The 23573-nt window shown below is 74.3% G+C and carries 20 protein-coding genes and 1 tRNA gene; 8 read left to right on the forward strand and 13 right to left on the reverse strand.

All coding sequences use genetic code 11. The annotated features are described in order from the left end of the window. The first annotated feature begins 45 nt into the window (after positions 1–45). A complete protein-coding gene (locus AB0Q99_RS17055; protein ID WP_363572448.1) occupies positions 46–957 on the forward strand; it encodes an ATP-binding cassette domain-containing protein in 912 nt (303 codons plus the stop codon). Next, a complete protein-coding gene (locus AB0Q99_RS17060) occupies positions 954–1799 on the forward strand; it encodes an ABC transporter permease (protein WP_363572450.1) in 846 nt (281 codons plus the stop codon). Before AB0Q99_RS17055 ends, AB0Q99_RS17060 begins: the two co-directional genes overlap by 4 nt. A 28-nt stretch (positions 1800–1827) precedes the next feature. Here AB0Q99_RS17060 and AB0Q99_RS17065 read toward each other — a convergent pair whose 3' ends face one another. Together AB0Q99_RS17065 and AB0Q99_RS17070 are read right to left on the reverse strand one after the other, a co-directional pair. Beyond that, positions 1828–2394 (reverse strand): DUF4291 domain-containing protein, encoded by a 567-nt coding sequence (locus tag AB0Q99_RS17065; protein ID WP_363572452.1) that lies wholly within the window; start codon positions 2392–2394, stop codon positions 1828–1830. 81 nt (positions 2395–2475) lie between these two features. After that, positions 2476–3237: a tyrosine-protein phosphatase gene (locus AB0Q99_RS17070; RefSeq protein ID WP_363572454.1), complete on the reverse strand. Its 762-nt coding sequence runs from the start codon at positions 3235–3237 to the stop codon at positions 2476–2478. Between the two features lie 639 nt (positions 3238–3876). Here AB0Q99_RS17070 and AB0Q99_RS17075 point away from each other — a divergent pair. From AB0Q99_RS17075 to AB0Q99_RS17095, 5 genes are all read left to right on the forward strand, one after another. After that, the gene (locus AB0Q99_RS17075) at positions 3877–5004 is read left to right on the forward strand and encodes a helix-turn-helix domain-containing protein (RefSeq protein WP_363572456.1); all 1128 of its coding nucleotides are present in this window, start codon (positions 3877–3879) and stop codon (positions 5002–5004) included. Positions 5005–5242: 238 nt separating this feature from the next. Continuing rightward, positions 5243–6037, forward strand: a complete 795-nt coding sequence (locus AB0Q99_RS17080) for a hypothetical protein (RefSeq protein WP_363572458.1) — start codon at positions 5243–5245, stop codon at positions 6035–6037. Positions 6038–6131: 94 nt separating this feature from the next. Then, positions 6132–8162: a flotillin family protein gene (locus AB0Q99_RS17085; RefSeq protein WP_363572460.1), complete on the forward strand. Its 2031-nt coding sequence runs from the start codon at positions 6132–6134 to the stop codon at positions 8160–8162. 150 nt (positions 8163–8312) lie between these two features. After that, positions 8313–13160 (forward strand): DNA repair ATPase, encoded by a 4848-nt coding sequence (locus AB0Q99_RS17090; RefSeq protein ID WP_363572462.1) that lies wholly within the window; start codon positions 8313–8315, stop codon positions 13158–13160. Positions 13161–13325: 165 nt separating this feature from the next. Next, the gene (locus AB0Q99_RS17095) at positions 13326–14180 is read left to right on the forward strand and encodes a methyltransferase domain-containing protein (protein ID WP_363572464.1); all 855 of its coding nucleotides are present in this window, start codon (positions 13326–13328) and stop codon (positions 14178–14180) included. A gap of 73 nt (positions 14181–14253) precedes the next feature. On the opposite strand, the gene AB0Q99_RS17100 is transcribed toward AB0Q99_RS17095, so the two are convergent. From AB0Q99_RS17100 to AB0Q99_RS17150, 11 genes are all read right to left on the reverse strand, one after another. Further along, positions 14254–14493 (reverse strand): hypothetical protein, encoded by a 240-nt coding sequence (locus tag AB0Q99_RS17100; protein WP_363572465.1) that lies wholly within the window; start codon positions 14491–14493, stop codon positions 14254–14256. Between the two features lie 150 nt (positions 14494–14643). Next, positions 14644–16380, reverse strand: coding sequence for an FAD-dependent oxidoreductase (locus tag AB0Q99_RS17105; protein ID WP_363572467.1), 1737 nt, complete (start codon positions 16378–16380; stop codon positions 14644–14646). 79 nt (positions 16381–16459) lie between these two features. Beyond that, a complete protein-coding gene (locus AB0Q99_RS17110; RefSeq protein ID WP_363572469.1) occupies positions 16460–17395 on the reverse strand; it encodes a diiron oxygenase in 936 nt (311 codons plus the stop codon). Between the two features lie 218 nt (positions 17396–17613). Next, positions 17614–18666, reverse strand: coding sequence for an alpha/beta hydrolase (locus AB0Q99_RS17115; RefSeq protein ID WP_363572471.1), 1053 nt, complete (start codon positions 18664–18666; stop codon positions 17614–17616). A 194-nt stretch (positions 18667–18860) separates the two neighbouring features. Next, complete coding sequence (locus tag AB0Q99_RS17120; RefSeq protein WP_363572473.1) at positions 18861–19889, reverse strand: RNA ligase family protein; 1029 nt, start codon at positions 19887–19889, stop codon at positions 18861–18863. 95 nt (positions 19890–19984) lie between these two features. Next, positions 19985–21232 (reverse strand): 3-phosphoshikimate 1-carboxyvinyltransferase, encoded by a 1248-nt coding sequence (gene aroA / locus AB0Q99_RS17125; protein ID WP_363572475.1) that lies wholly within the window; start codon positions 21230–21232, stop codon positions 19985–19987. 238 nt (positions 21233–21470) lie between these two features. Then, a tRNA-Leu gene (locus AB0Q99_RS17130) sits at positions 21471–21554 on the reverse strand. Between the two features lie 96 nt (positions 21555–21650). Beyond that, a complete protein-coding gene (locus AB0Q99_RS17135; RefSeq protein WP_363572502.1) occupies positions 21651–21845 on the reverse strand; it encodes a DUF397 domain-containing protein in 195 nt (64 codons plus the stop codon). Between the two features lie 26 nt (positions 21846–21871). Beyond that, entirely contained in the window at positions 21872–22009 is a 138-nt protein-coding gene (locus AB0Q99_RS17140; protein ID WP_363572504.1) for a DUF397 domain-containing protein, read from the reverse strand. Further along, complete coding sequence (locus AB0Q99_RS17145; protein WP_363572477.1) at positions 21966–22709, reverse strand: DUF5753 domain-containing protein; 744 nt, start codon at positions 22707–22709, stop codon at positions 21966–21968. Before AB0Q99_RS17145 ends, AB0Q99_RS17140 begins: the two co-directional genes overlap by 44 nt. After that, the gene (locus AB0Q99_RS17150; RefSeq protein WP_363572479.1) at positions 22706–22912 is read right to left on the reverse strand and encodes a helix-turn-helix transcriptional regulator; all 207 of its coding nucleotides are present in this window, start codon (positions 22910–22912) and stop codon (positions 22706–22708) included. Before AB0Q99_RS17150 ends, AB0Q99_RS17145 begins: the two co-directional genes overlap by 4 nt. A gap of 160 nt (positions 22913–23072) precedes the next feature. On the opposite strand from AB0Q99_RS17150, the gene AB0Q99_RS17155 reads away from it, so the two are divergent. Further along, entirely contained in the window at positions 23073–23513 is a 441-nt protein-coding gene (locus AB0Q99_RS17155; RefSeq protein ID WP_363572481.1) for an ATP-binding protein, read from the forward strand. The last annotated feature ends 60 nt before the right edge of the window (positions 23514–23573 follow it).

Genomic DNA, 23573 nt, shown 5'->3' on the forward strand with positions numbered 1-23573 from the left:
GCCGCCCGATGCCGGGGTGGGGCGCCGACCGGCAGCGTTGTCCCCGTGATCGAGATCGAACGACTGACCAAGCGGTACGGCGCCACCACGGCCGTCGACCAGATGACCTTCACCGTCCGGCCGGGCACCGTCACCGGCTTCCTCGGCCCCAACGGCGCCGGTAAGTCCACCACGCTGCGGATGATCCTGGGCCTCGACACCCCCACCGAGGGCACCGCCACCGTGGCCGGCGTGCCCTTCGCGGGCCGGCCGCGCGGACTGCGGCACGTCGGCGCGCTGCTGGACGCGGGCGACGTGCACGGCGGGCGCAGCGCCCGGGCGCACCTTGCGGCGCTGGCCCGCAGCAACCGGATCCCGCTCGGCCGGGTGGACGAGGTGCTGGCGGAGGTCGGGCTCGGCAACGCCGCCGGGCGGCGGATCGGCGGCTACTCGCTGGGCATGAAGCAGCGGCTCGGCATCGCGGGCGCCCTGCTCGGCGACCCGCCGGTGCTGCTGTTCGACGAGCCGCTGAACGGCCTGGACCCGGAGGGCGTGCTGTGGGTGCGCGGCCTGTTCCGCCGGCTCGCCGCCGAAGGGCGGACGGTGTTCGTCTCCAGCCACATGATGGCCGAGATGGAGCACACCGCCGACCGGCTGGTGGTGATCGGACGCGGCCGGCTGATCGCGGACGAGAGCCTCGCCGACTTCTCGGCCCGCGACGCGACGACCTCGGTGACCGTGCGGACCCCCGGACTGGCCCTGCTGGCCGGTGTGTTGCGGGCGGCCGGGGCCGGCGTACGGGAGGTGGAACCGCAGGTGGGGATCGTCACCGGCCTGCCCGCCGAGCGGATCGGCGAACTGGCCCGGCGGCACGACGTGGTGCTGTCCGAGCTCGCCACCCGGACCTCCTCCCTGGAGTCCGTGTTCATGGCCCTGACCGCCGACAGCGTCGAGTACCCGGCTGGAGAGACCCGATGAGCACCACCACCGCCCCGCACTCCACCGAGCCGGCGCCCCGGTTCACCGACCTGCTCGCCGCCGAGTGGATCAAGCTGCGCTCACTGCGCTCGACGTACTGGGTGCTGGCGCTCGCCTCCCTGGTGGCGATCGCGGTCAACCTGAACGCCGTCCACAGCGATCTGCCGTACCTCGACCACCCGCGCGCGCCGCTGCCCGGGGCTTCGCCGTACGGCTACGACCCGCTGTTCCACGGGCTCGGCAGCGTCTCCGGCGACCTGATGGCGATCGCGGCCGGCAGCCTCGGCGCGATCACCGTGTTCGGCGAGTACACCACCGGCATGATCCGCACCACCTTCGCCGCCGTGCCGGACCGGCGCGGCGTGATCGCCGCCAAGGTGCTGCTGATCGGCGGGATCACCGCGCTCGCCGGGGCGGTGGTGTCGACCGGGTCCTTCCTCGCCACCAACGCGATGCTCGCCTCCCGGCACGTCGGGCTCTCCATCACCGACCAGGGCTGCCTGCGGGCCGTCCTCGGCTACGCGGCGATCGTGCCGGCCTGCGCGCTGATCGGGATGGCGCTGGGCGCGCTGCTGCGCCACGCCACCGCCTCGATCGTGTCGCTGGTGATGCTGATGTTCATCATGCCGATGATGTTCGGCGGCGACCGCTACCGGTGGCTGAAGGAGATCGGCACCCACCTGCCGCTGGCCACCGTGCAGCGGCTCACGATCAGGCCCGGCTCCTCGACCACGATGGGGAAGTACGCGCCGAGCGTGCTGGACTCCTGGGTCACCCTGGGGGTGTGGGCGGCCGTCGCGGTGACGGTCACCGTGGTGGTGGTCCGGCGGCGCGACGTGTGAACCCCTGCCCTCGCCGGCCGCACTCGCCTCACCGGCCGATGCCGAGTCGCCGCGCGGTCGCGGCGGGCAGCGGGTACGAGCGCTCGGGCGGCAGCAGCCGCTGTGCCTTCGCCGTCTGCCCGCCCCGGACCAGCGCGGCGATCCGCTGCGCCCGCGGGGTGAGGTCGGTCAGCCCGGTGACCCATTCCTCGGCGAAGGCACGGATCAGCGAGCGGCCGACGCCCACCTGGATGCTGTAGTGGTTGAGCGCCGCCCCGCGCAGCGTCCGCTCCGGATCCCACTGCACGTGGACCTCCGCCCGGGCCAGCTCGTCCGGGTGTGCCGTCGTCAGCACCGCGCGTCCGAGCGCCTCCTCCCAGGCGGTCCGGGTGATCCGCACCGCCAGCACCCGGGTCTGCCCCGGCTTCTGCGCCCAGTTGCTGCGGTGCATCAACCAGCGGAACGAGGGCTTGATCCACGTCATCCGGCCGAAGCCGAACGGCGGCACGAACCGGCCGGCCGCCAGCGCCGCGTCCGCGACGGCGGGCGGGTAGGCCTGGTAGAGCACGATCGTCCGGTCGTCGTGGTCGGCGCGGATCTCACGCAGTGCGGTCATCGGAGCACCCCCCGACCGGGCACGCTGCCAGGCCCTGCGGGGCCGCGCAACTCAATTGCGCGGGCGCCGCGGGGCGGGTGATCAGACCGTCGCCACGCCCGCCTTGGTGCGGAAGGCGGTGAGGGTGGCCGCCGGGACGCCGCAGGTGGGGAGGAAGGAGGCGGCGCCGCCGTGGTGGGTGCGGACCCGGTCGAGGAAGACGGACATCGCCTCGGCCGGGGCCTCCAGCAGGGGTGCGGGAATGGTGAGGTTGCGGCCCTGGGAGTCGGTGACGCGGGAGGTGGTGTGGTCGTTGAGGGCGGTGCGGTGACGTTCGGCGAGGCCCGCGAAGATCTGCGGCAGGGCGTCCGTGGTGCGGGCGTAGTCGGCCACGATGCGGTCGGCGGAGGCGCCGAGGAGGTCGAGCAGGAGGGCGGTCAGCAGGCCGGTGCGGTCCTTGCCGGCCGCGCAGTGCAGCAGGACCGCGCCGGGGCGGACGGTGGCCTCGACGGCGACGGCGACCGCCTCGGGCGCCGACTCTGCCAGCAGCACGTAGAAGTCGCCGAGGTCGGCGGCCGTGGCCATGGTGCTCATCCGTGCGGTGAGGGCGTCGGTGGCGGGGTTCACCGGGGCCGCGACGACGGCTATCCCGGCGGCCTCGGCGGCGGCCCAGTCGGCGGGGTCGGTCTCGCGCGGGTCGCGCAGGTCGACGACGGTACGGATGTCGCAGGCGCGCAGCTGGCCGACGACGGCCTCGTCGGCGGCCGGGAACGGCTGGGCGGAGCGGTACAGCACGCCGGGGCGGACCCGACGGCCCTCGGGGTCGCCGAGGGCGGCGGCGTCGCGGAAGTTGACCAGGGACATGCGGGAGGCCTTTCGGTGGAGCCGCGCTCGGGAGGGGAGATGTCCGGGCGGACATCCAGACGTCTGGATGTCTAACCCCTCCGGGGGTCGCCGGGCAAGCGGCGGCCGACAGCGCTCCCTCCATCCCACCCCCGCGCCGCGGTCGGGGCGACCCGAGCGGCGGGCTCCGGGCTCCGGGCGGCGGGCTCCGGGCGGCGGCTTCGCAGGATCGAGCGTGTGGCGACCGACCCCTCCGACACCCCCGAGCGCCCCGAGCACCCCGAGCACCCCGTTGTACCGCCGCCCGGCCCGCCGGCTCCAGGAGCGCGTGGACGCGGGAACGCACCCGGCGGGCACCCGGCTGCCGAGCGAGCCGGAGCTGAGCGCGGAGTTGGCGTGAACCGGCTGACCGTGCGGCAGGTGGTGGTGGACCTGGCGGGGGCCGCCGGGGTGGGTACGTACGGCGATGGATCGACGGCAGCAGCGCGCGGTTCGTGCTGCACTTCCGCGACCGGTAGCGGTCGGTCGAGGTCGGCCGCAGCCGGGTTCACGCCGGGTTCCACACGCGGTTCACGCCGCTTTCCCGGGGCCGGTGGCAGCGGTCCCCGGCCGTATCGATCCTGCTAGTGTTCAGCGCCGAAATACCAGGTCGTACGGGGGATGGCAGGACAGGTGACCGAGGGGATCGAGCACGACATACCCACCGAGCTGGCCGAGGCCTACCTCGTCCTGCTCGCCGACGCCTCCCGCACCGGCCGGCTGCTGCGGCGCGGCGAACTGGAGAGTCTGCGCGAGCTGGGCGAGCACTGCGCCGAGGCCGGGTACGGGTTACGGGAAGTGGTGGCGCACTGCCTGTCGGCGGCCCGCCGGGCCTGGCAGACGCTGCCCGGGACGACCGCCGCGAGCAGCGTCAACGAGCTGCGCCGGATGGGCGACGCCGTCCTCGCCGCCACGGACGCCGCGCTGGCGGCACTCGGCGAGGGGCACGAGCGCGCGCAGCGCCTGGCGGTCCGTCAGGAAGAGGCGGCGCGAAGGGAGTTCATCGACGACCTGCTGTTCGGCCGCAGCGACCTCGGCCTGCTCGCCGAACGCGCGGAGCGGTTCGGGCTGCGGCTGGCGAGCGCGTACACGGTGGCGGTCGCGGTGGGCGACCAGCCGTTCGCGGACGTGCATCCGCTGGTGCACCGGGTGGAGCGGGAGCTGGCCGGGCGGTTCGGCGAGCGGGACGTCCTGCTCGCCAGCAAGGACGGCCGGCTGGTCTGCATCGCCCCGGACTCCGAACGGGCCGTACTGGAGGCCTTCGCCGACCTGACGCTGCGCCCCGGCCCGGGCTACCGCCCGGTGCTGCGGGTGGCGACCGGCCGACGGCACTCGGGGCCGAGCGGGGTGCTGCGCAGCTACGAGGAGGCCTTGGACGCGCTGGACTACGCGCAGCGCCTGGACCTGCCGGCCAGGCAGCTGAGGGCCGAGGAGCTGCTGGTCTTCCCGGTGCTGATGCGCGACCGGGCGGCCATGGCGGACCTGGTGCGCAGCGTGCTCGGCCCGCTGACCGAGTCGCGCGGCGGCGCCCGTCCGCTGCTGGACACCATCGCGGTGCAGGCGGAGGCCGCGTACGTGAACGCGGAGGCGGCGCGCCGACTGGGGCTCAGCGTGCGCACTTTGGGCTACCGGCTGGAGCGGATCAAGGCGCTCACGGGGTACGACCCGTCGGACGCGCTGCAGCGCTTCACGCTGGAGACGGCGGCGATGGGCGCGCGGCTGCTGAACTGGCCGGAACAGCCCCTTTAGAAGGCCGCGAGGACCGGCCGCGAGGACCGGCCGCGCGCCGCCGCGAACCCGGACGGGCCCGCTGCGACAGCCCGGCGGCCGTTCTGTTGCCCGGCTGTTGCAGTGTCACGCGGGTCGTGCGTACCAGGGTGTCAAAGAGCCGTAAAGATTGCCGGATCCTGGCAATGTGCGGCGGGCTCCCCCACTGCCATGATCTCCCCGGCGCCGAAGCGCGGTGCCGGGGGGAAGGCGGGGGAGCGTGGCCGGGACGGGGGGATTCTTCGCGGCCGCGCTGGCCTTTCCGACCGCGCTGTTCAGCTTCGCGCTGGTGGTGGTCGTCGGGTACTGGCTGCTGATGCTGCTCGGCGGACTTGGGTTCGACGCCCTGCACGGGGGTCACGGCGTCGGACACCACGGACACGTGGGCCAGGTCGGCCAGGTCGGTCATGTGGGTCACGTCGGGCACGGTGCCGGGGGGCACGGTGCCGGGGGGCACGGTGCCGGGGGGCACGTGGCGCACGGGACGTCCGGCGGGCACGGCACCGACGGGGGCGGCGGGGGCAAGGGCGCCCACGCGGGCACCGGCCACCACCACGGGGGCGTGCCGGACGCGCTGGGCCTGGGCGGGGTGCCCGTGACGGTGGCGGTGTCGCTACTGGTCGCGCTCGCCTGGTTCGTCAGCCTGGCCGGCACCGTGCTCACCTCGGGGGCGCCGGCGCGCGGCGGTGTGTTCGCCGTCGCGCTGGTCGCCTCCTGGGCGGGCACCCGGGTGCTCGTCAAGCCGCTGCGGCGGCTCTTCCCGCAGGACCGGCCGACCACCCGGGGGGACTTCGTCGGCCTGGTCTGCGTGATCCGGACCGGCCGGGTGACGGCCGACTTCGGCCAGGCCGAGGTCACCGCCGAGGACGGCTCCACCGCGACCGTCCAGGTCCGCACGACCGCCCCGGAGCCCGGGCTGACGGCCGGGCGGACCGCCCTGATCTTCGACTACGACGCCGAGGGCGAGCACTTCCTGGTGGCGCCCTTCGACCCGTCGCCGCCGGGCCTCGTCTGAGCGGCCCGTCGTCACCTGACGTTCCGTCACTTCGCCTCGTCTCCTCCGCCTTTCCGCTTCGCACCATCTCGCCATCTCGTCAAAGGACTCCGTGATGGACACCATCGCCGTGGGTTTCGGCGTGCTCGTCGCCGTCGTGCTGCTCATCGTGCTCGCCATGCTGCTGTTCGTGGGCCGCCTGTTCCAGAAGGTCGAGCAGGGCAAGGCCCTGATCGTCTCCCGGACGAAGAAGGTGGACGTCACCTTCACCGGCACGATCGTGCTGCCGATCCTGCACAAGGGCGAGTTGATGGACATCACCGCCAAGACGGTGGAGATCCACCGGGCCGGGAGGGACGGTCTGATCTGCCGCGACAACATCCGCGCGGACATCCGGATCTCCTTCTTCGTCCGGGTGAACAAGACCGTCGAGGACGTCGTCAAGGTGGCGCAGTCGATCGGCACCGCCCGGGCCAGCGACCCGCAGGCGATCCAGGACTTCTTCGCCGCGAAGTTCGCCGAGGCGCTCAAGACCGTCGGCAAGCAGCTGGACTTCACCGACCTGTACACCCACCGGCACGAGTTCCGGGACCAGATCATCGCGGTCATCGGCACCGACCTCAACGGCTACACGCTGGAGGACGCGGCCATCGACCACCTGGAACAGACCCCGATGAGCCAGCTGGACGGCGACAACATCCTGGACGCCCAGGGCATCCGCAAGATCACCGAGCTGACCGCGATCGAGCACGTGCGCACCAACGAGTACCAGCGCACCGAGGAGAAGGAGATCACCCGGCAGAACGTGGACGCCCGGGAGACCGTCCTGGAGCTCGAACGCCGCCAGGCCGACGCCGAGATCCGCCAGCGCCGCGAGATCGAGACCCTGCGGGCCAAGGAGGACGCGGTGATCGCCCGGGTGCAGGAGGAGGAGCGGCTCAACGCGCAGACCGCCTTCCTGCGCACCGAGGAGCTGCTCGGGGTGCAGCGGGAGAACCAGGCCCGCGAGGTCGCGGTGGCGCAGAAGAACCGCGAGCGGGTGATCGCGGTGGAGAACGAGCGGATCGAGAAGGACCGCCTGCTGGAGGTGGTCGGCCGCGAGCGGGAGACCGAACTCGCCACGATCGCCAAGGTGAAGGAGGTCGAGTCCGCCAAGCGGGAGGTCGCCGACGTGGTCCGCGAGCGGGTCGCGGTGGACCGCACCGTCGCCGAGCAGGAGGAGGCCGTCAAGACGCTGCGCGCCACCGAGGAGGCCGAGCGCGTCCGCAAGTCCGTCGTCATCCAGGCCGAGGCGGAGGCGCAGGAGAAGCTGGTCAAGGACATCAAGGCCGCCGAGGCCGCCGAGCAGGCCGCCGCGCACAAGGCCCGCGAGGCGCTGGTGCTGGCCGAGGCCCGGCAGCGGGCCGCCGAGCTGGACGCCGCCGCCAAGATCCGGCTGGCCGAGGGCGTCCGGGCGGAGGCCGCCGCCGAGGGCCTGGCCCGGGTCCAGGTGCGGGAGCAGGAGGCCGCGGCGGTGGAGAAGGTCGGCCGCGCCGAGGCCGTCGTGCAGGCCGAGAAGGCGAAGGCCGCCGCGCTGGAGGTCGGCGCCAAGCTGAAGGCCGAGGCCGAGGGCCTGACCGAGAAGGCCGCGGCGATGGCCAAGCTGGACGAGGCCTCGCGCGAGCACGAGGAGTACCGGCTGCGGCTGGCCGCCGAGAAGGACGTCCGGCTGGCCGGGCTGGACACCCAGCGGCAGATCGCCGAGGCGCAGTCCGCGCTGGTCGCGGCCGGGCTGGAGAAGGCCAGGATCGACATCGTCGGCGGGGACTCGGTGTTCTTCGACCGGCTGGTGCAGTCGGTGACGGCCGGCAAGAGCGTGGACGCCTTCGTCGGCCACTCGCAGACCGCGCAGACGCTGGCCGGCCCGTGGCTGGACGGACGGGCCAGCTTCACCGAGGACCTCACCCGGGTGCTGTCGTCGGTCTCCACCGCGGACGTGCAGAACCTGACGGTGTCCGCGCTGCTGATGAGGCTGATCGGCTCGGGGGCCGGCGAGCAGTCCGGGCAGCTGCGCCGGCTGCTGGAGTCGGCGCAGCAGCTGGGCGTCGCCGAGACCCCGATCGGGGCGCTGGCCGGTGGCCTCGCCTCGGTGAACGGCTCCAAGTAGCGCACGGCCCCGGGCGGCCCGCTCCACCCGACCCGGCTCGGGGCGGCACCGGTCCGGGCGACACCGCCCCGACCGGGACAGCCCCGACCGGAACAGCTCCGAGCACCACCGCTCCGAGCAACGATCCGCCGAGTACCTGAGGAACTGACCGTGGACGCCCTCGACGCCCGGCTCGACGCCGGCACCTACGAGGTCCTGCGCGACCGGCTCGCCCGGTCCGCCGCCGAACTCGCCGACCGCGCGACGGCGTTGAACGCCCGCCGGGTCGAGGAGTTCGGCGGCGGGGAGCTGCGGCTGACCGGCACCGGGCGACTCACCACCGCCCGGGCCTGCCTCCCGCAGGACCTCACCGCCGCCGGCGGCCTGTTGCTGCTCGGCACCCGCCCGACCGGGTCCGAGGGCAGTCCCGAGGACAGCGCAGGCAACGGCGCCGGCACCGGCAATGGCACCACCGCCGGTGACGTCGCCGGCGTCCTCGGCCTGCACGGCCCCGACCTCTCCCCCGCCCCCGCCGAGGGCACCCTGCTGGACGAGCCGCGGCTGCGCCAGGACCTCGCCGACCTGCGCCGCTACTTCCGCGACGCCCGGCTGGAGCGGCTGCGCCCGGTGGCGGGCCGGCTGCTCGCCGTCTTCCGCACCGGCCCGGCCGCCACCGACGTCCGGGTGCTGCGCTGGCGCCTCGACGACGGCGCCGACGACGCCCGGCCCGCCTATCTGGACGGGCGCGGCGAGCGCGACCACACCCCCGCCGACGGACAGCAGCTCGCCTGGACGGCGCTGACCCGCGACGACCAGCTGCCCGCCGGCCCCGGCCGTCCGCCCCGCGCCGACCTGGCCGGCGAGCTCCACCTCGGCGTCGACGGCGGCCGGTTGACCCTCACCGCCCCGGACGGCCGGGAGCTGCACCGCGAACCGCTGGCCGAGGCCCTGCAGACCCTCGCCGACGCGCAGATCGCCCACGCCCGGCTCGGCACCCTGCTGCTGGTGCGGGTGCGCCCCTACCAGGAGGAGACCGTCCGGCACCTGGTGGTGCACCTGCCCACCGGCCGGGTCACCCGGATCGACGCGCTCGGCCAGGCCTGCCTGCGGCTGCCCGCCGACCAGGGCGTGGCCTTCCCCGGCGGCTGCCACCTGGTGGACGGCACCGTCCGCACCTTCGACCAGCCGGTGGACGGCCTGGCGTACGAGCGCACCGTCGTCTCGCCCAACGGCGAGGACGTGCTGTACGAGTTCCGCTCCCCCGCCGACGGCCGCGCCCTGCTCCAGCCGTACAACAGCGTCCGCCAGGAGGCCGCCGCCCCGCTGCCCTGCCAGGGGTACGCGCTGCTCGCCGACGGCACCCTCGTCGCCCTGCGCCCGGCCGAGGACGGCCCCACCCGGCTGCACCCCGTCCAGCTCTGGCGGACCCCGTTCACCAGCGAGCGCTTCGCCGCTCGACAGCCTCCCGGCACCGGGCCGCTGGCCCGGATCGGCAACGCCGACCTGGTTCGCGGCCTGGCCGACTGCCTCGCGCTCGCCCGGCTGGCCGCGGCCGGCGCCGACAGCCAGGCCGGCCACCGGGCCGTCCTCGCCGCCTGCACCCGCACCGCCGACCGGCACCACTGGCTCGGTCAGAGCGGCCTCGGCGACCTCGCCGCGCCGCTCGCCGAGATCCGCGACACCGCCCGGCGGGTGATCGCCGAGTACGAGGCGATCGCCCAGCTCACCGCGCACGCCGCCCGGCAGGCCGAGGAGGCGGCCGAGCACGTCGAGGGCCTGCTGCGCACCGCCCGCGGCGAGACCCTCGCCGACGCCGCCGAGTGGGTCGACCGGCTCGCCGGGCTGCGCCGCGCCCAGGGCCGGGTCGAGGCGCTGCGCGACCTGCCGCGCGCCGACCAGGAGCGGATCGACGCGCTGGCCGCGCACCTCGCCGAGGGCCTGGCCGAGGCCGCCGCCCGGGCCGTGGTCCAGCTCGCCGAGCCCGCGGCCTTCGAGCCGCACCGGCGACGGGCCGCCGAGCTGGCCGAGCGCTGCGCCGCCATCGCGACCGCCACCGAGGCCGAGCCGCTGTCCGACCGGCTCACCGGGCAGAGCGAGGCCCTGCAGACCGTCTCGGAGCTGGTCGGCACCCTCGACCTCGCCGACGCCACCACCCGCACCGCCATCCTGGACCGGCTCGCCGACGTCCTCGGGCTGCTCAACCGGGCCCGGGCCGCGCTCACCGTCCGCCGCCGGGACCTGCGCACCCGCGAGGCCGCCGCCGAGTTCGCCGCCGAGACGGCCCTGCTCGCCCAGGCCACCACCGCGGCGCTCGCCGCCGCCGACACCCCCGAGGCCTGCGACGACCGGCTCGGCCGGCTGCTGCTGCGGATCGAGCAGCTGGAGACCCGCTTCGCCGACGCCGATCCGGCCCTGGGCGAGCAACTCGCCGACCGGCGCACCGAGATCCACGACGCGCTCACCGGCCGGCGCCAGCACCTGCTGGAGGAACGGGCCCGCCGCGCCGACCGGCTGGCCGCCTCCGCCGAGCGCATCCTCGACACCCTGCACCGGCGCCTGGCCGCGCTGGACACCGCCGCCGAGATCGACGCCGCACTCGCCGCCGACCCGACCGCCGTCAAACTCCGCGATCTGGCGGGCCGGTTGACCGCACTCGGCGACCGGGTCCGGGCCGAGGAGCTGACCGGACGGCTGCGCGCCGCCCGGGGCCGCGCCCACCGCGCCCTGCGCGACCGCGCCGAACTCGCCGGAGACGGCCCCGGCACCCTGCGGCTCGGCCGGCACCTGTTCGCCGTCACCACCCAGCGGCCCGAACTCGCCCTGGTGCCCTGGCGCGGCCGCCCCGCCTTCACCCTCACCGGCACCGACTACCGCTCCCCCGTCACCGACCCGGCCTTCGCCGCCACCGAGCGCTACTGGGACCGGCCGCTCCCCTCGGAGACCCCGCGGCTCTACCGCGCCGAGTACCTCGCCGCGAGCCTGCTGCTCGCCGCCGAGCCGGGCTCGCTCACCGTCGGACCGGGCTCGCCCACGGCCGGACCGGGCTCGCCCACCGCCGACGCGGACCTGTTGGAGTACGTCCGGCGGGCCGCCGAACAGCGGCCGGACGAGGGCTACCAGCGCGGCGTGCACGATCACGACGCGGCCCTGGTGCTCCGCGCCCTGCTCGAACTCGACGCCGAGGCAGGGCTGCTGCGGCACCCCGCGGCCGCCCGGGCGGCCGCTCAGCTGTACTGGGCGTACGGCGCGGACGAGCGGCAGCGGCTGCTCTGGCACACCCGGGCCCGCTCGCTCGACCTCGCCCGGCAGTCCTTCGGCGGCGCGCCGGTGCTGGCCGCACTGGACGCGCTGGCCGCCGAACTCTCCGCCGCCGTCGCCGGGTTCGTCCCGGACGCGGCGGCCGCCGGGCCGGCCGGCCCGTACCTGGTGGCCGAACTCGCCGCCGAAGAGCCCGCGTTCGCCTGCTCGGCGGGCGCCGCCGCACTGCTCGACACGTTCCGCGCCGCCCCCGAGTCGGCCGGCCTCACCGAGGCGCTGGCCGCGCTGCCCGACGAGCCCGGGCTGCTGGCCGTGCGGCGCCAACTCGCCACCGCCTGGCTGGCGGCGAGCGCCGCCGACGCCGACCCGGCCGACCTCGCCGAGGCCACCGCCGTCCTGCTCTGCCCGTCGCTGCCGCGCCGTCCCGCCGAGGGCGCGGTCAGCACCCGGCTGACCGGCCTGGTCGGCGACCACCCACGGCTGGCGGGCGGCACCCTCGACCTCCGACTGGACGAACTGCTCGACCGGGTGAGGGAGTTCGATGAGGTCGAGGCGCCCGGCTACCGGGCCTACCGGAAGCTGCGCGGCGAGCTGCTGGCCGCCGAGCACGCCCGGCTGCGGCTCGACCAGTACCGCCCGGCCCCGCTCAACGGCTTCGTCCGCAACCGGCTGATCGACCAGGTGTACCTGCCGCTGATCGGCGACAACCTCGCCAAGCAGCTCGGCACGGCGGAGGCCGGCGGGCCGGTCGACCGCAGCGGCCTGCTGCTCCTGGTCTCCCCGCCCGGCTACGGCAAGACCACCCTGGTCGAGTACCTCGCCGAACGGCTCGGCCTGCTGCTGGTCTCGGTCAGCGGCCCGGCGCTCGGCCACCGGGTCACCTCGCTGGACCCGGCCGAGGCCCCCGACGCCACCTCCCGGCGCGAGGTCGAGAAGCTCAACTTCGCCCTGCACGCGGGCGACAACGTGCTGCTCTACCTGGACGACGTCCAGCACACCTCGCCCGAGTTCCTGCAGCGCTTCATCCCGCTGTGCGACGCCCAGCGCCGGATCGACGGCGTCCGGGACGGCGAGGCCCGCGCGTGGGACCTGCGCGGCAAGCGCTTCGCCGTGGTGATGGCCGCCAACCCGTACACCGAGTCCGGCCGGCTCTTCCGGCTGCCCGACATGCTCGCCAACCGCGCCGACGTGTGGAACCTCGGCGACGCCGTCGCCGGGCGCGACGACCTGTTCGCGCTCAGCTTCGTCGAGAACGCCCTGCCCGCCAATCCCCACCTGGCTCCGCTCGCCACCGCCGAGCGCGCCGACCTGGAGATCCTGCTCGCCCGCGCGGCCGGTACCCCGGGCGACGGCGGTACCGGCGGCACCCTGACCGGCTCCTGGCCCGCCGCCGAGGTCGAGCGGATGACCGCCGTCCTGTCCGGCCTGCTGCACCTGCGCACCACCGTCCTGGCCGTCAACCGCGCCTACCTCGACTCCGCCGCCCAGGACGACCGCACCCGCACCGAGCCCCCGTTCCTGCTCCAGGGCTCGTACCGGAACATGGCCAAGCTCGCCCAGCGCCTGGACCCCGCCCTCACCCGGCCCGAACTCGACGCCCTCCTCGCCGACCACTACCGGGCCGAGGCCCAGCCGCTGGGCGCCGACGCGGAGGCACAGCTGCTGAAGCTGGCGCAGCTGCGGGGCGCCCTGACCGGGGAGCAGGCGGAGCGCTGGGAGGAGCTGAAGCGGGTCTGGCGGGAGCGGGGCCGGGACCGCTGAGCGGGGCGGCCAGGGTGTTCCGGTGTTCCGGTGTTCCGGTGTTCCGGTGTTCCGGTGTTCCGGGCCGCTGATCAGCCGGTCACACGACCACACAACACACCCCGCCGGCTCAACCTCCCGTGGCGCCACCGGAAGGCGGCCCGAGCCCGCCGCTAGCGTGTCCGCATGGGCGTTCAGCAACTCGATCTGACCGGGCTGCGCCGGGTGTACGGGCGGCCCGGGAGCCGGTGGTTCTACACCCGGGTGGCGCGCAACGCCCGGCACTGGGGGTGGACGGAACCCGGGCAGTCGAAGTGGCGGCTGTGGCGCGCGCAACGGCAGTTGCAGGACGTCCTGGGGCACAAGCTCGCGCTGCCGCCGGGAGCCCGGGTGCTGGACGCCGGGTGCGGGGCCGGGGTGGTGGCCCGGGCGATGGCGGCGCGGTTCGGGCTGGTGGTGACCGGAGTTGACGTCCTGGACTTCCACCTCGCCGAGGCCCGCCGGCTCAGCGCCCGCGCCGCGCTGGACGACCGGACCGCCTTCTCCTGGGGCGACTACCACGAACTCCCTTTCGCGGACGATGAGTTCGACGGCGCCTACTCGATGGAGACGCTCGTCCACTCCTACGACCCGCCGCGCGCGCTGGCCGAGCTCCACCGGGTGCTGCGCCCGGGCGGGCGGCTGGTGCTGCTCGGCCCGATGAGCACCGTCCCGCTGGAGGAACTGACGCCGGACGCGCGGGCGTTGCTCGTCCCCTACCTGGACGCGATGACGATGACGGGCGCCAAGCTCTACCACGCCCGCAACCTGCCGCAGTTGCTCACCGAGGCCGGCTTCGAGGTCGAGGAGGCGCTGGACGCGACGCCCTGGTACACGCCCACCTCGGAGGCGGTGTACGCGTACTTCCGGCTGCCGTGGGAGGTCCTGCGCCGCTTCGGCGACCCGGCGAAGTGGCTCAACCTCCGCTCCACCGTGGAGATGTACGCCGTCCGCGAGTACATCGCCTGGTACGTCCACACCGCCGTCAAGCCGTCGGGGTGAGCTCCGCCGCGAGACCGAGCGCCGAGCGTTCCCTCGCGCGCGAGCGTTCCGCCGCGCACGAACCCGGCGGGCGCTACCCGGGCGCGGATCCCGGGGAGTGAGCCTCGCCGCCGGGCGCGGCCAGTGCCTCCCACACCGGGTCGGGCAGCCCGGGGACGGACCGCCCTTCCGCCTGCCACCGCCGGGCCAGCTCGGCGTAGATGGGCACCTCCGCGTCGGGCGGCGCCCCGGGAGGATCCACCCCGTGCAGGATCGTTTCTTCGGCCAACCGCCGACGGGCGACCGGCATCACCCCGAATCCGTTCACACCCACCCAACGCACCCCGCCCGACAGTGGACACGGTCACGTCAACCCGGCGGCCCGCACATCAACCCCCGCTCGGAGGCGGGGCGCGGCCCGGGCCCGCTCGCTCGCCCTCCCAAGCGGCCCGCACGGCCGCACGGCCGCCCGGCAGCCGCCCGCCTACCGCCGTCGGCCCGCCGCCAGCAGCTCGGGCACCGTGGCGAGCTTCACCCGGGGCCTCCCCTCGGCCTCGCCCCGCTCCCGCTCGGCCCGGTCCACCGCCCGCAGCTCCTTCAGCCCGACCGCGTCCGGCCGCCGGCTCCGCACCAGCCGGTCGAAGTCCCGGTGGCCCGCTCCCGGTACCGGCAGCGCACGGGCGACGGCGTCGTCCAGCAGCGCGTCCACCGTCTCGCGCGCGCAGGCCCGGTTGGCGCCGATCCCGCCGGACGGCCCGCGCTTGGCCCACCCGACCACGTACGCCCCCGGCAGCGGCCGCCCGGTCGCCGGGTCGACGACCCGGCCGCCCCGGTGCGCGACCGTCCCCGTCCGCTCGTCGTACGGCAGCCCCGGCAGCGGCACGCCGCGGTGCCCGATGGAGCGCACCACCAGTCCGGCCCGCAGCACCGACCGCTCGCCGGTGGGCTCCATCCGGTCGCCGGCCACCAGCGTGGTCCGCTCGACGGTCAGCGCCTCGACCCGCCCGTCCCCGGACAGCCCGACCGGCGCCGACAGGAACCGCAGCACGATCCGCCGCCCCGCGCCCGGCTCCGCGGCCCCGTCGTACGGGACCAGCGGCAGCCCGGCGAGCAGCGCGGCCCGCGAGCCCGACCCGGCTCCTGGCGCGGCCTGCGAGTCGGACCCGGCCGCTGACCCGGCCAGCGCGTCGAACCCGGCCGGCCGCCGGTCCGCGACCGCCGCCTCGATCGCCGCCCGTACCTCCGGGTGGTCCTCGACCACCACCTCCACGCCCGGCAGCTGCCGCAGCGCCAGGAACTCCGCCCGGGTCCACGCCGCCTGCTCCGGACCGCGCCGGGCGAGCAGCACGACCTCCCGCACCCGGCTGCGGCGCAGCGCGGCGAGGGCGTGGTCGGCGATGTCGGTGGCGGCCAGCCGGTCGGGGTCGGTGAGCAGGATGCGCGCGACGTCCACGGCCACGTTGCCGTTGCCGACCACGACCACGCGCTCCGCCGAGAGCTCCACCGCGTCGGCCGGCACGGTCGGATCGGCGTTGTACCAGCCGACGAAGGCGGTCGCGGGCAGGCTGCCGGGCAGGTCCTCGCCGGGGACGCCGAGCCGGCGGTCGGCGGCCGCGCCGACCGCGTACACCACCGCGTGGTGGTGCGCGGCGAGTTCGGCGTGGGTGACGTCCGTGCCGATCTCCACGTTCAGGTGCATCCGCAGCCGCGGGTCGTGGAAGACGCTCGCGAAGCTCTCCGCGATCCGCTTGGTGGACTGGTGGTCGGGCGCGACGCCGTGCCGCAGCAGACCGCCGGTGACCGGCAGCCGGTCGATCATGGTGACCTCGGCGCTGGTGCTGCGCAGCAGTTCCTGCGCGGTGTACCCGGCGGACGGCCCGGTGCCGACGACGGCGATCCGCAGCGTGCCGACCTCGCCGGGCAGGCTGCGCGGGAAGCTGGGCCGCCCCCAGGCGTGGTCGGTGGGGTGGTCGCGGAACCAGTCGCGGTTGAGGTCGCCGAACACGGTGTCCGGGCCGCGCAGCCGGTCGACCGGGAACACCGCGTCCACCGGGCAGGCGTCCGCGCAGGCACCGCAGTCGATGCACGCCCGCGGGTCGATGTACAGCATGTCGGTGGTGCCGAACTCCGGCTCGTCCGGGGTCGGGTGGATGCAGTTGACCGGGCAGACGGACACGCAGGAGGCGTCGTTGCAGCAGGTCTGGGTGATCGCGTAGGCCATGGCCGGGGTGGGGTCCTCGCTGCGCGTGGGGGACGGGTGACGTGGGCTCGACGTGGACCGGACGTGAGATGACGGCTCGTCAGAGCATGTGTACGCGGCGGTAGACGGCCGCCGACCGGTTGGTGAGCAGCCCGGTCTCGGCGAGGAAGGCCATCAGGTGCCGGGAGCTGGTGCGCATCATCGCCTTGCGGTGCTCGTTGGCCCGCACCTCGGCGAGCGCCCGCCGCGCGTCGAGCCCGGCGGCCTTGTACACGCCCGGGTGGACCATGCTGGTGACGATGACGTACGCGCCGACGGCGATGCCGGTGGCCGAGGCGCGCCGCCGCGCCGGGCTCGCGGAGCGCATCCGCTCGCGGATCTCCTGCCGGGCGAACTTCATGTGCCGCGACTCCTCGACCACGTGGATCCGGGACGTCCCGCGGACGATCTCCAGCACGTTCTCGCCGCGCATCCAGTCGCGCTGCATGACGTCGAGCACCTCTTCGGCCACCAGGATGCCGCCGTAGGCGAGTTCACCCTTGGCGAGCGCCTTGAACGCGCGCCCGGCCTGAGCGATCACCTGGTTCGGGCGGTAGGCGGGGACGCCCATCTTCTCGCAGGCCCGGGCGAACATGATCGAGTGGCGGCACTCGTCGGCGATCTCGGTGAGCGCGAACCGGAACTCGGCGCTGGCGGGGTTCTTGAGGTACTGATCGCGCAGCACCATCTGCTGGAGGATCATCTCGAACCAGATGCCGGTGTTCATGATCGAGCAGACCTCGTGCCGGGTCAGGGTGACCCGCTGTCGCTCGGTCATCTCGTCCCACAGCCGGGTGCCGTAGAGCGTGCTCCACTCGGGGTTGAGGCCGTAGTGCTCCTCAGGGAGGGGGGCGTCCCAGTCGATCTCGGTCGAGGGGTCGAAGGAGAGGGTCGCGGCCGACTCCAGCAACCGCTTCGAGACGTCGTCGTCGGCCGTGGTGTGGCGGTCGTCCTGACGGTGACTCCGCCTCCGGGCCACCGGGTCGGTGAGAGCCATGGCTGCCTCCTGGTGCCTGCTCCTGCGGGTTCCCGCTCACCCGCTTATTAGACGGACAGTACAATAAGAGGCCGCCGCCGAGAACCCCCTGCGCGGCAGCGAACCGGCACGGGCGGGGCACGGCGCCCGGACACGGCGGAGGGCGGGACCCCTCAAGGCCCCGCCCTCCGCTTCCCCGCTTCGCCGCTTCGCGGTTCCCCGCTTCTTCCCCTTCTCCGCTACGCCGCGCCCAGCGCCTTCCGCAGCGCCTCGGCCGCCTCGGCCGTCGCCTCCCGGAAGCGGTGGCCGATGCCGATGTAGTTGGCGTACCCGTGGATGAGGTCCGGCTGCCGGCTCAGCCGCACCGCCACCCCGGCCTCCCGCAGCGCCCGTGCGTACTCCTCGCCCTCGTCGCGCAGCGGGTCGAACCCCGCGGTGCCGATGTACGCGGGCGGCAGGCCGGACAGGTCCCCGGCGAGCAGCGGCGACAGGCGCGGGTCGGTGCGGTCGGTGGGCTCGGGTGCGTACCGGTCGGCGAACCAGTCCATGTCGGCGCTGGTCAGGAAGAACCCGTCGACGAACAGCTCGCGCGAGGGGCGCCGGGTCGAGGCGTCGGTCGCGGGGTACAGCAGCAGCTGGAACACCGGCGCGGGACCGCCCCGCCGCACCGCCTCCTGTGCCGCGACGGCGGCCAGGTTGCCGCCCGCGCTGTCCCCGCCGATCGCGATCCGCTCCGGGTCCGCGCCCAGGTCGGCCGCCTTGGCGTACGCGTAGTCGAACGCGGCCAGCGCGTCCTCGGCCGCCGCCGGGAACACGTGCTCGGGCGCCCGCCGGTACTCCACCGACAGCACCCGCACCCGCGCCCGCTGCGCCAGGAACCGGGCGACGTGGTCGTGGCTGGCCCGGCTGCCGACCACCCAGCCGCCGCCGTGCAGGTACACCAGCAGGCCGGAGCCCGCCGCCAGGCCGTCCGGCGTGTACAGCGTCGCCGCCAACTCCCCGTGCTCCTGCGGGATCCCGACGTCCTGCGTGGCCACCGTCCGGAGCGTCGGCCCGCCCACCAGGTACCGGGCGTACTCCATCGCCGCCCGCGAGGGCTCGACCCCGCCCGGCATCACCAGGGCGGCCTTCGACTGCCGCTGCAGCTTGAGTATCAGCTGCGCGTCCAGCGCGAGCGTCTGCCCGTCCCGCACCACCGGCTTGCCCGCGATCGCCCGCCGCAGCCCCTCCGGCAGGGCGTACATGCCGCGGACGACGGCGGCCTGGATCCGGACGGGAAGTGGGATCGTCATCTCTTCTGCCTCCTGGGGCGGTTCTGCCTGGTTTCGGGAGCCTGCTCGGGCGCCCCGGATTCGGGAGCCCATGATGGGGCCGTCCCAGCGGAGTTGGAAGCCTCCTCGACGCCCCCTGAACCCACCCTCGACCCGACGCGCCGCCCAGACGCCTGCCCGACCGGTCCGCCGATCCGCCCTGCGGCCTCTATCGGTCAGGCGCCGCTCCGGCCCGCCGCGTCGAAGGACGCGAGCGCCCGTGCCCCGGGCTCCAGGGCCCGCCGCAGCGCGAACCGCACGGACGTCTCCAACCCGCCGAGCGCCTCGGCGAGTTCGTCCACCACATCCTGGGCGATCTCCCCCGCCACGGCTTCCCCGTCGGCCCGCGGCCCCAGCTTGCTCACCGCGGCCGCCGCCCGGGCCGGGGTGAGCAGCGCCGACGCCTGGACCAGCAGCCAGGCCGGCACCCCGGCCGCACCCCCGGGCGGAGGCAGGTAGGGGCGGGCGCCGCCGTAGCGGGCGTCCTCGGCGAAGGCCGGCTGCTTCACCTTCACCAGCGGGCGCGCCACCGCCCCCGCCGCGCCCGTCTCCCGCCACTCCCCGGCCGGTTTGAGGACGTACCCCTCCGCGTGGTTGTCCACCGGTTCGGGCAGCCCGAACAGGGCCGGGACCCGGCTCGGGAACAGCACCGGCAGGTCCTGCAGCGCGGTCAGCGTGCCGCGCCCGAGCAGTGGCACGCAGGTGAGCCCGGCGGCGCCGGCGGCCGTGCGCAGGACGCGGTCGGCGATCCACCAACAACCCTCGGGTGTCCGCACGGTGGCGTCGAACGGAAGCCAGCGCAGGCCGGGGTGGTACCAGACGCCGGTCTGCACCGGCCCGGTCCCGGCGCGGGCGGGCACCTCGGGGTGCGGGTAGCGGCCGCCGGCCAGCTCGCCGTAGACCGTCACCACCGCCGAAGGCCCCCACGTCCCGCGCACCTCGGCGGCGAACCGGGCGGTGGCGACGGAGAGGCCGGGCCAGATCCGGCTCACGCCGAAGAAGCCGTCCAGCCCCTCGTCGTCCAGCAGTTCGCGCCGCTTCGCCGCCCGGACGGAGTCGCCCTCGCAGACCACCGCGAAGTGCGCGCCGTGCACCTTCTCCGTGGCGGTCCACTCGCGGCTGCCGGGCCCGCCGGAGCGGCCGCGCGCGGGGATCTTGGGATAGGGCCGCAGCTCGGAGCCGTCGGACGCCGTCGTCTCGGACACGGACAGGATCCTCACCGCCCGGCGCTCCGGCGGGCAACCGGGTTTCCCGGCCCCGCCCGCCCCGCGCCCGGTCCTGCCTTCGCCCGCCCGTCCCGTCAGACCGCCCAGTCCGCCCGCAGCCGCGCGAACGCCTCGTGGAACCCCGGGAAGGTCTTCCGCACGCACCCCGGGTCGTCGAAGGTGATCCCCGGCGTGCGCAGCGAGGTGACGGCGAAGGACATCACGATCCGGTGGTCGGAGTGCGTGGTGATCTCGACCGGGCGCGGCGTGCCCGGGTGGATCTCGATCCAGTCGTCCCCGGTCGCCACGGTGATGCCCATCGCCCGCAGGTTGGCGGCGCAGGCCTCCAGCCGGTCGCACTCCTTGACCCGGGTGTTGTGGACGTCCTCGATCCGCACCGGCCCGGACGCGAACGGCGCGATCGCCGCGAGGGTGGGCATGGTGTCGGAGATGTCCCGCATGTTGACGGTGGTCCCGAGCAGCGTGCCGTCGCCCGCGACCGTCGTGCGGTCGCTCCCGATGTCCACCCGGACGCCCATCCCCCGCAGCACCTCCACGAAGCGCAGGTCGCCCTGGAGGGCGTCCCGGCCGAGGCCGGGGACGGTGACCTCCCGTCCGGCGACGGCTGCGGCGGCGAAGAAGTAGCTCGCGGTGGAGGCATCCGGTTCGACGGCGTACCCGGTCGCCCGGTAGCCGCCGGACGGCACCTCGAACACCTCGCCGCCCGGCGTCCGCTCCCGCTTCACCTCGACGCCGAACTCCCGCATCATCGCCAGGGTGATGCCGATGTACGGGGCCGAGACCAGCCGGGTGACGGTGATCCGCAGGCCGTCCCGGGTGAGCGGGCCGAGCAGCAGCAGCGCGGTCAGGTACTGCGAGGACTCCCCGGCGTCCAGGGTGAGTTCGCCGCCCCGGACACCGGCGGCGACCACGGTCAGCGGGTGGTGCCCCTCGGCCTCCTCGTGCCGCAGGTCCACGCCCAGCTCGCGCAGCGCCCGGGTCAGCGGGGCGACCGGGCGGCGGCGCATCTGGGCGGACGCGTCGAAGCGGAAGGTGCCGTGGCCGGCGGCGGCGAGGGCGGGCAGGAAGCGCGCGGTGGTGGCGCCGTCCCGGCAGTACACCTCGGCGGTCTCCACGGCGGGCCCGGACGGCCGTCCGGTCACCCGCCACCGGTCCGCCGCCCGCTCGACCTCGTACCCGAGCGCGCCCAGTCCCGTGGCGAAGCCCTCGGTGTCGTCCGAGGCCAGCGGCCGGTGCAGGGTGGTCACGCCGTCGGCGGCGGCGGCCAGGAACAGCGCCCGGGCGGTGATGGACTTGGACCCCGGGATCTCGACGGCAGTCACGGCAGGTTCTCCCAACACAGGTGTGTCCAGCGGCGTCGGCCCGATCCTGCCGTAGCGACCCGCCGCCGTTCCCGACCTTCCACGGACCGGACAGCAACGGTCCGGGCGGCTGTGGACGGGAGTGGCGCACAACACATCCGGGAAGCCGGAGCCGACTCACGCCGCGCCGTACCGTGCCGTGCCGTGCCGGGCAAAACAAAGCGGCCGGTCGATCCGAAGATCGACCGGCCGTTCGCTGTGCGCGAGGGGGGAGTTGAACCCCCACGCCCTTTCGGGCACTGGAACCTGAATCCAGCGCGTCTGCCTATTCCGCCACCCGCGCATCTGGGTGATGGGTTAACCATAGACCATCCGGAGGGGTGCCTGCGACCACCCCCAGGTGGCGAGCGGACAGCGAGGGCTCACGGGAGCCACGAAGTCAACCCGCGATCGGGAAGCTCCCGCGCCGGACGGCGTCGATGAAGGCACCCCACGAGGAGTCGGGGAAGACGAGGACCGGCCCCTGCGGATCCTTGGAGTCACGCACAGGGACGAGGCCTGGGAATCCGGGGGCCACCTCGATGCAGTTGCCCCCGTTATCGCCGCTGTAGCTGCTCTTCCGCCAGGCCAACATCGCCAACGACCCCCTCGGATCCGCCGCTACGCCGACAGGTCGCCCTCACGGACGGCCACCACGAAGGCTTCCCAAGCGGAGACCGGGAAAACAAGGACCGGGCCCTGCGGATCCTTGGAGTCACGAACCGGGACGAGGCCTGGGAATCCGGGGGCTACCTCGATGCAGTTGCCGCCGTCGTTGCCGCTGTAGCTGCTCTTCCGCCAGGCGGCCACGGCGAGCTCGTTGCTCATCATCTCTGAAACCCTCCAGCGCATCAGCGATCAGCCGAAGCGAATCGCGCTCCGACAGGCTTTCGGCACGGAGCTGATCATAGTGGCGGTGGTACTTGGCCACTGTGGCGGAAGAGTCGCTCAGATGCCCCTGCTCAAGGCTTTCCGAGTAGAGCACGCGCTGTCCTTCCGGCAGCTCCAGCAACACCATAGCCGTCTTGATGAGCGTTCGCCGATGCGAGAACGGCAGCACGTGCACGATGACATTCGGGAGCTGAGCCACCCTCAGCAGGTGCTCCATCTGACTTCTCATCACACTCGGTCCGCCCACGACCGCACGAATGGCACTCTCGTCGAGAATGACGAGCAATAGCGGCCCATCCGGAACAAGGAAGCGGCTCTGGCGCGCGAGTCGAGCCCTGGTCAACTCCTCGATCTCCTCGGACTTTCCCGCAGCGTCGCCAGTCTCGAAGAGCGCACGCGCGTACCGCTCGCACTGCAACAGGCCGTACATGGTGCCGTCCTGCCACGCCCGCACCCCGACCGAGATGGCCTCCAGGTCTACGTACTCCTGGAACCAGTCCGGGTGCTCGATCGAAACACTCCAGTCGACTCGACCGTACAGCCGCATCAACAGATCACCGGAACTCAACAGCTGGCCAAGACCTCGACTTCCTCGACCGACGGCTTCCGCTTGCCGCTTTCGATCCGCGAGAGCACCGTCCGGTCACAGTGCAGCAGCTTGCCGACCTCTTCCTGCGTGTAACCGGCCGCCTCACGGGCGTACTTGAGTTCTTCGCCGAACATGATCGCGGAGCTGGCGGTCGTCCCCCGCTTGGTCTTCCGCTGTGCCATGACTACCCCCAGTTGTGCTCCACACGCCCCGCACGTCGATCTGGCGTCACCGTACCTCTGCAGCCTCGATGATTGACACCAGAACGCAATCATTTGCATGCACAGAGTGATTGCGCGCGCCTTTCGTACGCCCCCATTCCGCCCCCCGAGGTACATCGCCATGCTCGCTGCCTGCCGCCCCCGCACGTTCGCCGCCCGGCTCGACTCCCGCACCGCCTCCACGCCGTTCGCCCGCCACTTCCTCCGGGCCTACCTCGCCGGCCTGCCCTCCGGCGACCGCTACGCCGATGTCGCCGAGCTGCTGCTCGGCGAACTCTTCGCCAACGCGGTCCAGCACTCCGACGCGCCCGCCGACCGGCTGATCGAGGTCCGGTTCGCCGTCATCGGAGACCGCCTCCGCATCGAGGTGCACGACGCCGGCACCGGACGCCCCTCCCCCCATCGCGCCGCCCCCGACGACGAACACGGACGCGGCCTCTTCCTCGTCAACGAGCTGGCCGAGCACTGGGGTTGCTGCCACCGCTCCGGCGGCATCGGCAAGTTCGTCTGGGCCCTCGTCGCCCCCACCCCCACCCCCACCCCCGCCCTCGTCACCGCCTGAAAGACCGACTCCTCATGCACCTCGCCACCATCGCCCGGCACGCCCTCTCCCGGGGCACCA

Origin of the sequence: Kitasatospora sp. NPDC086791 (assembly GCF_040685975.1) — a bacterium.
Lineage (GTDB): Bacteria > Actinomycetota > Actinomycetes > Streptomycetales > Streptomycetaceae > Kitasatospora.

What these genes read in the sequence shown, in the direction of transcription:
- AB0Q99_RS17060 (WP_363572450.1), top strand. Translation starts at nt 954, where the DNA reads ATGAGCACCACCACCGCCCCGCACTCCACCGAGCCGGCGCCCCGGTTC.
- AB0Q99_RS17065 (WP_363572452.1), bottom strand. Translation starts at nt 2,394, where the DNA reads ATGACCGCACTGCGTGAGATCCGCGCCGACCACGACGACCGGACGATC.
- AB0Q99_RS17070 (WP_363572454.1), bottom strand. Translation starts at nt 3,237, where the DNA reads ATGTCCCTGGTCAACTTCCGCGACGCCGCCGCCCTCGGCGACCCCGAG.
- AB0Q99_RS17075 (WP_363572456.1), top strand. Translation starts at nt 3,877, where the DNA reads ATGGCAGGACAGGTGACCGAGGGGATCGAGCACGACATACCCACCGAG.
- AB0Q99_RS17085 (WP_363572460.1), top strand. Translation starts at nt 6,132, where the DNA reads ATGGACACCATCGCCGTGGGTTTCGGCGTGCTCGTCGCCGTCGTGCTG.
- AB0Q99_RS17095 (WP_363572464.1), top strand. Translation starts at nt 13,326, where the DNA reads ATGGGCGTTCAGCAACTCGATCTGACCGGGCTGCGCCGGGTGTACGGG.
- AB0Q99_RS17105 (WP_363572467.1), bottom strand. Translation starts at nt 16,380, where the DNA reads ATGGCCTACGCGATCACCCAGACCTGCTGCAACGACGCCTCCTGCGTG.
- AB0Q99_RS17110 (WP_363572469.1), bottom strand. Translation starts at nt 17,395, where the DNA reads ATGGCTCTCACCGACCCGGTGGCCCGGAGGCGGAGTCACCGTCAGGAC.
- AB0Q99_RS17115 (WP_363572471.1), bottom strand. Translation starts at nt 18,666, where the DNA reads ATGACGATCCCACTTCCCGTCCGGATCCAGGCCGCCGTCGTCCGCGGC.
- AB0Q99_RS17135 (WP_363572502.1), bottom strand. Translation starts at nt 21,845, where the DNA reads ATGTTGGCCTGGCGGAAGAGCAGCTACAGCGGCGATAACGGGGGCAAC.
- AB0Q99_RS17150 (WP_363572479.1), bottom strand. Translation starts at nt 22,912, where the DNA reads ATGGCACAGCGGAAGACCAAGCGGGGGACGACCGCCAGCTCCGCGATC.
- AB0Q99_RS17155 (WP_363572481.1), top strand. Translation starts at nt 23,073, where the DNA reads ATGCTCGCTGCCTGCCGCCCCCGCACGTTCGCCGCCCGGCTCGACTCC.